Source organism: Bacillus sp. AFS073361, from assembly GCF_002567005.1.
Taxonomy (GTDB): domain Bacteria; phylum Bacillota; class Bacilli; order Bacillales; family Cytobacillaceae; genus Neobacillus.
In genome coordinates, this window is the sequence record NZ_NUZU01000016.1 from 57,621 (window position 1) to 64,180 (window position 6,560).

Consider the following 6,560-nt stretch of genomic DNA (forward strand, 5'->3'; position numbering starts at 1 on the left):
GCTTAATCACCTGATAAAAAATCCCAAAAATGTAAATGATATTCCAATGAACCACCCTGAATTGTGGCGTACAATTAAATTGAGGTGGTCTGAGTGTTTTTTTCACCAATGCTATTACAAAAAACAAATGAACCGTTTAATGATGATTCATATATTACGGAGCTAAAGCTAGATGGAATAAGACTGATACTTTCGAAGTTTGATAATAAGGTAAAGCTTTATACTCGTCACAACAATGATGTTACAGCTAAGTTTCCGGAATTATTAACAATAGATATTCCAAATGGTACGGTATTAGATGGGGAAATTATTGTATCTGATTCATCTGGAAAACCGGACTTTGAAACTATGATGTCCAGGTTCCAATCAAAACGAAACAACCTAGAAAATTGCACTTTGAGCTATGTGGTTTTTGATGTTATTCAATATAAGGGTAAATCAGTTTCTCGACTCCTATTAATGGATAGGAAACAGCTATTAGATGAAATTATCACTCAAGATACGAGTTTAGTAGCAAAAGTTAAATATATAGAAGGTAATGGATCTGCCTACTTTGATTTGGTCCGTCAGCAAGGCTTAGAAGGAATTGTGCTGAAGCGAAAGGACTCACGCTATGAGGTGGGGAAACGTAGTCAGTCATGGTTGAAGGTGATTAATTACCAATATGATGATGTGATGATTACAGGACTGAGAAAAGGTGAATTTGGCCTGCTGCTAAGTTTTGTAGATGGCAAACCAGCCGGACTAATGGAATTTATGCCACCTTCTGAACGCAAAATCCTATACAATAAGAAGAAAGTCGTTACAGAGGATGATAAATTCACCTTTATCGAACCAATAAATTGCCGTGTGAAGTATAGGAACCTGACTAAAGCTGGATTTCTCCGGATTCCTTCATTTGTACAGTGGAAATAAAAACGGCAGCCTAATTGATTAGACTGCCTTTATATTATTTCGTAACTTTTTCTTTTTCAAGGAAATTATATTCTGCAGAAAATGAATCCATTGATGCTGCTTCATCTGCAAATGTGAAGGCTTTCTTATAAGCCTTTATACATTCAGGGCAATAAGTATTGATGGCACTTGAATCCTTATGCGTAGGGATTGTTACTTCAACCAACTTTCCAACATAATTAACATGATTAAGGCAAGTATCTCCATCTTCCTGTTCCACTATTCTTATTTTTACTTTGTCTGCCACTGCCAATCGCCTCCTAAAAATCATTCATTAATTAATTCGATTTTTTATTTTACTTTTCCTTTATTAGTTATAATGCGTGAAAAAAAAAGTAGCACTCACTTTAACCAATGGGAAAAGGGGGAGCTACATTTTTATCAATATTAATACTTTGAGCTACCATAAGGTAATTTTCTGACTTTTTTTTATGTGCGAAGGGTTGGACTCAAACTGAAGTTGCAGGATTGTGAGTAAAGAAAATAGAAAAAGTATTAGTGAGCTTTAAGTAGGAAGGGTGGAAAATATGAAAAAAGAAATACCATTTCAAGAAGGTAAAGTGGTTTTTTTTAAAGAATCCAATTTTTGGGATGAATTGTTGCAAAGATGTAATGAAGAGACAACAGCTATCTATATAGCGACATATAATTTTAATTTTAACCAATACGAAAAAAGTTTCTATCAGAAGTTAGCACATCTTGCGAATTTAGGGGTTAGGATTGACTTACTGTATGCAAAAATGGTCCATGCTGACGAAGATAAATTGGAAGTCGAGGAAATATTTAAAAACTTTGTGCTATGTGCCAAACTTACAACCAATCACTCAAAGCTCTTTATTACGGATGATTTTGCGTTTATTGGCTCTGCTAATTTTAGTTTCGGGAGTAATAACAATTATGAGTGTGGTGTTATTTTTGACAATAAAGAGATCATTTCAGATATAAAGAAGTGTTACTTGAGTATGCTTGAAGAAAGTGAATTTACAAATGTTCCGGAATGTTTTGATCCATTTGAATTTTTACCAGGACTATTAAGTGTGGTTAAAGAATTAAGCGAAATAGAAAGTATGGATGAATTATATGAAAAAAAAGAAGCAATACCACAATTGCGATATTTGGATGACATAGAAAAATATTTAGGGAAAACGGGTTATCCAGTACAAATCCATTTTGATTGGTTTACTTTTTATATGCACCTGTATGAAGAAAAATATGTACCTGATATTGCTTTTAGGGAATTTAAGAATTATCTTCATGAACTATTTCCATATTTAATTGATGTAATAGGTTTTATTAGCGAACAATATAAAACCATCGGCAGAATTGAATTGTTGAAGCAGATTAAAGTAATAAAGTAAATTGTGGTCTTTTTTAATTTCAATATTAATACTAATGCTAATAATGATTTTAATTTTGGAATTAATAATAAAAAGAGGGGGCATTGATATGCTCGATAAAGAAAAAGAGTACAAGAATGCTTTTTATTTTTTAAAAAGATGGTCAAAATCCCCACTTACTCCAAGCTATACAAGGGGATATAGTGCAGGTCTAGCCGACAAAGAACCGGCCCAAAAAACATATGATTACATTATGTCCTTAGATAGGGATACTTCTATTTCACATCAGGAAAAGTTGAATTTATTGTATAAATTTTTAGAAAAAACGGATGCTGAAGAAAGCAAAAAAGCAGCAGTAATGACCACAAGTTTTTATAGAAATATTCAGTCTCACATAAAAAGGGAAATAAGCAATGTTGAAAAAGGAGTACCTGCTCAAACTAGGAGAAAATAAACTATTTGCAAATAGAAAAAGCGTATCCTGGTATTAGGATACGCTCAAGGGTTGCTCACCATTTGAAGGAAATAAAACAGCTGTAGCACATAAAAATTACAAGATTATAGATTGTGTATGAAGGGTGGAATCTAAATGATTTCATCCATTTTATTATGATATCTATTGGGGCTTTTAGGATTTTAAAAACGAGCCTAATCTCCATTGATTCCACATATTCTTTTTTTCTGCTCTTCCAGGTGCAACACAATAGTCATTTATTACCGTTAAATCTCCCTGATAATCACAAGGAAGTAAGTCCTTATTTTGATTTACATATTGAGCAATAAACCTTCTTGCTGCAGTAATTCCTGGTAAATCATCTTTTATTAACTCTTTATTGCCATCGAAGACCTTTTCTACTTTGTAAGGCTTATGTGTTTTGCTTCCAGTTATGACAAAATAAAGTTCACTACTCTTATTTATACTACTAATAACTTCTTTCGGCATTCCAGATGAACGCCTTTTAGATTCAAATTTATTTTTTAGTTTAATAAAATTTTGCAATAGGTAAATAAGAATGACATCATCAGTTTCAATTCCTACTAAGCTATCCATTACATTGTCCCAAGTAAGGCGAATAACTTGAACATTTTCCTTATTTATCAGTCTTTTATGAGCAGATATTTGCCCTTCATCTAACACTCCTCTAATTTTAAATTCAAAGAGTAGATTAAAATTGTTCCCACAAATCCATGCATCTGGAATAGAACCAGAATTGTCCTCTAATTCCGAATGCGTAATTCCACTTTTGTAGGGAGCTATGCCAATGATATATTCATATTGTTTTTGTGGCTGTGGGCAGAATTTTGTTCTTACGTGTATTGATAAGGAAGAAAATTGGAAATTGGTAGCTTGTTGAGATATTAACCCCTTAATAAACTGAGGAAGAATTAATTGGTCTTTGTAATCCAAGATACACATTAGGATGTTTGTATAGTGATCCTCCTCTTGACCCTGATACTGAAAGATTTTCATTTTTTGTCCTCCCCGTAAATGGCAACTTATATTATTCTTCCATGAGAAAATTCCAATTTCAGGATTTTTTTTGCATAGTGCACCTTGTTGGTACACAATTCTTGGTTTGCTTAAAGATCAATTACATGAAATGATGGTACCAAGGTTGGGACTTAACATAAACTTTTGTAAACAAGTAAGCATCTAATATAAATTTAAAGGATGAAACCATTTCGGTTCCATCCTTAATAATCTAAACGGTCCGCACCACCTAAGACCAACTCTACATACATTTCATTATTACCTTTTGTCATTGCCGTGCTTAAGGGACTTACGCCAGAATTACTTTTTATATTTACATCTGCACCTAGTTTAATAAGCTCCTTGACAGATTCTAGATCATTTTCCATTACATAACAATGAAGTAGTGTCTCACCAGCAATACCGATCTTAGAATTTATATCCAAACCATTATTTATTGCTAATTCTATAGTTTCATAATCCTTCTTCTTAAATGCATCTTCGAATTCAAAAATATCAAATTTCTTAGACTGTTTTGCAGCATCATATATCGATTGTCCATATGTTGAGATAAATTTTTGAATATCATTTTCGTTGGTAATTGAATGAGCATCTCGGTAATTAATTTTTTCAAGTATTAGAATAACACGAAAATCGCGGTTATCTTTTAGATTAAAAATCTGTAAGGGATTATTTGGTCCTGACCGTTTAGAAGAATTTTCGCTTGCTAACATGTAAAAACCTTTTTCATCTCTCCAATATTTATATTGTTTCTCGAATTTTTTATTCATTCCACTTTGTTCAAAGAAATCCCAGCAAACAATTCTCTCACTATCGTAAATGGGGAAGCGTTGGATTTGTCTCAGACGGTATAGATGTTCTTCCATTTGAATCTCCCTTTTCATACAATTTAAACTATAGGAAAATTATATCATAATCCATAAAGGGTTTATCGAAGGATTGTAAATACATATCTATTTATATTATAAAAATAAATTACGAAGAGATGTTCATTTTTTTGAGCATCTCTTTTTTGTTACCTGATAATATTTCGAATCTGACAATATTTACTTTTGTAAGATTCAAAATGCCGTTAAATCAATGTTTTCAGCGATTCTAAAAAACTATTTATTTTCAATCTGAAAAAACTACCATATAATAGGTTCAACGGAAGATTCAGATTGAAAGGGGCAACATCATGAGCACGGTCCAACCGATTAGGGATGTAAAGAAGATTGAAGTAATGAAAAAGATATTATTATCACAGAACATCCGAGATTTTACCATGTTCACATTAGGAATAAATTCAGGTTTGCGAATTTCCGATTTATTGAATTTAAAATTTGGGGATGTTTTAAAGGATGGGAAGCTCGTTCACGAAATTAGAATCTTGGAACAAAAGACCAGGAATAAAACAAACAGAAAGTATAAAGACTTTCCAATGGGGAAAAAAACTCAAAAAGCATTGAAAGAATACATAGATCAGATTGGAGAATTTGATTTGGAGGATCCTTTATTTTTCAGCAGAAAAAAGAAGGTAGGGAAAAGGCAACCAATTACCAGACAACATGCTCATGATGTGATTAGTAGTGCTGCTAAAGATGTGGGAATTTTAGATGCGATTGGTACGCATACGCTGAGGAAAACTTTCGGTTACCATGCTTACAAAAATGGAACGGACTTGTCGTTGCTCCAGGATATGATGAACCATGAGAGCTCGCAGACTACGTTGAGATATATCGGAATTACCAAAGAGGAAAAAGATAAAGTTTATATTTCGTTAGATTTGTAGATTATGTCGCACCATATGATAAAGTATTGACAATGTTCAACAAAAAATTATCAATATGTTGATGTTGTCAATACTCTGTTTTTAATTTGTTCGATAATTTCAAAATTATTCATTTACCAATAAGTCTATATCCTTTATAATAAGGATACAAACTTAAAAAAGTAAAAAACCCGATGCGGGAACATCGAGTTTTTGAAAGGTTTGCCGGAGTTGGCGCTCCGTCAAAACAAACTGCAATTAAATTAATGTACTTGTATTATACCCTTTTTGGGTCAATTTACGCAATATGATATTACTGTAAAATTAATATTATATTTTGGTAATTTGATATGTACATAATTTTATGAGTTTTGACGAGTTGCCTTCCGGAAATATTTCGGGAGGTTTTTTTATGAGTAAAAAAGAGAAACTGCAGCAAGGAACACGAATTAGTGGAAAGAGGGTAAATGAGGACAAGTTTCTGAAGCTGTTTGAGTTTACAATGTTTGACCCTCTTTACAAAGATATGTCGGATAAGGCAAAAATATTATACTCGTTTCTGAGAAGCAAGGTTCCGTATTTTGAACAACAGACCGAAGCACATGCAAACGGAGTCGAGGGCACCAGGAGTTACCAGGATGAAAATGGAGATATATTCATCCTGGCAGACAATAGTGAACTTATTTATTTATTAAATTGTTCTGAGCCGACTGTTATCAAAGCGAAAAAAGAATTGGCCAATTATGGTTTGTTATACGAGGATCCGGTAAAAGATGCTGCTAATAGAATTTACGTTTTATTGCCATCTAAGCTATCAGACCAATGGAGTTATATTGGTGAAATTATTGAGCTCCGTGAAAAAAGAGAGAAAAAGCGTAAAGAAAAACACTTGAAATCAAAGGTTCAAAAAACATCCGGAGCGAAGAAAATTGGTGACTTAAAAAATTTAAGTCACGAGGAAAATCCGGGAGAAACCGTTGGAAAATCTGGTGACTTAAAAAACTTTAGTCACCATGACTTAAATAAT

8 protein-coding genes are annotated in these 6,560 nt (G+C 32.8%); 5 read left to right on the forward strand and 3 right to left on the reverse strand.

Annotation, left to right across the window (positions count from 1 at the left end):
* Nucleotides 1-93: 93 nt before the first annotated feature.
* On the forward strand, nucleotides 94-915 hold the full coding sequence (locus COJ96_RS11020; protein WP_098572999.1) for an ATP-dependent DNA ligase: 822 nt from the start codon (nucleotides 94-96) through the stop codon (nucleotides 913-915).
* 34 nt (nucleotides 916-949) lie between these two features.
* On the opposite strand, the gene COJ96_RS11025 is transcribed toward COJ96_RS11020, so the two are convergent.
* A complete protein-coding gene (locus tag COJ96_RS11025) occupies nucleotides 950-1,201 on the reverse strand; it encodes a hypothetical protein (protein WP_098573000.1) in 252 nt (83 codons plus the stop codon).
* A 280-nt stretch (nucleotides 1,202-1,481) separates the two neighbouring features.
* On the opposite strand from COJ96_RS11025, the gene COJ96_RS11030 reads away from it, so the two are divergent.
* Nucleotides 1,482-2,312, forward strand: a complete 831-nt coding sequence (locus COJ96_RS11030) for a phospholipase D-like domain-containing protein (RefSeq protein WP_098573001.1) — start codon at nucleotides 1,482-1,484, stop codon at nucleotides 2,310-2,312.
* An 88-nt stretch (nucleotides 2,313-2,400) separates the two neighbouring features.
* The gene (locus tag COJ96_RS11035; RefSeq protein ID WP_098573002.1) at nucleotides 2,401-2,745 is read left to right on the forward strand and encodes a hypothetical protein; all 345 of its coding nucleotides are present in this window, start codon (nucleotides 2,401-2,403) and stop codon (nucleotides 2,743-2,745) included.
* A 174-nt stretch (nucleotides 2,746-2,919) separates the two neighbouring features.
* Here COJ96_RS11035 and COJ96_RS11040 read toward each other — a convergent pair whose 3' ends face one another.
* Nucleotides 2,920-3,762 carry a hypothetical protein gene (locus tag COJ96_RS11040; protein WP_098573003.1) on the reverse strand — a complete coding sequence of 281 codons (843 nt, stop codon included), beginning with the start codon at nucleotides 3,760-3,762 and terminating at the stop codon, nucleotides 2,920-2,922.
* 224 nt (nucleotides 3,763-3,986) lie between these two features.
* Nucleotides 3,987-4,649 carry an ankyrin repeat domain-containing protein gene (locus COJ96_RS11045; protein WP_180230073.1) on the reverse strand — a complete coding sequence of 221 codons (663 nt, stop codon included), beginning with the start codon at nucleotides 4,647-4,649 and terminating at the stop codon, nucleotides 3,987-3,989.
* Between the two features lie 311 nt (nucleotides 4,650-4,960).
* Here COJ96_RS11045 and COJ96_RS11050 point away from each other — a divergent pair, with 311 nt between their 5' ends.
* Together COJ96_RS11050 and COJ96_RS11055 are read left to right on the forward strand one after the other, a co-directional pair.
* Nucleotides 4,961-5,554, forward strand: a complete 594-nt coding sequence (locus COJ96_RS11050; protein ID WP_098573005.1) for a tyrosine-type recombinase/integrase — start codon at nucleotides 4,961-4,963, stop codon at nucleotides 5,552-5,554.
* A 391-nt stretch (nucleotides 5,555-5,945) separates the two neighbouring features.
* Nucleotides 5,946-6,560, forward strand: a 615-nt coding sequence (locus COJ96_RS11055; protein WP_180230074.1) for a replication initiator protein A, incomplete at its 3' end; no start/stop codon positions are given.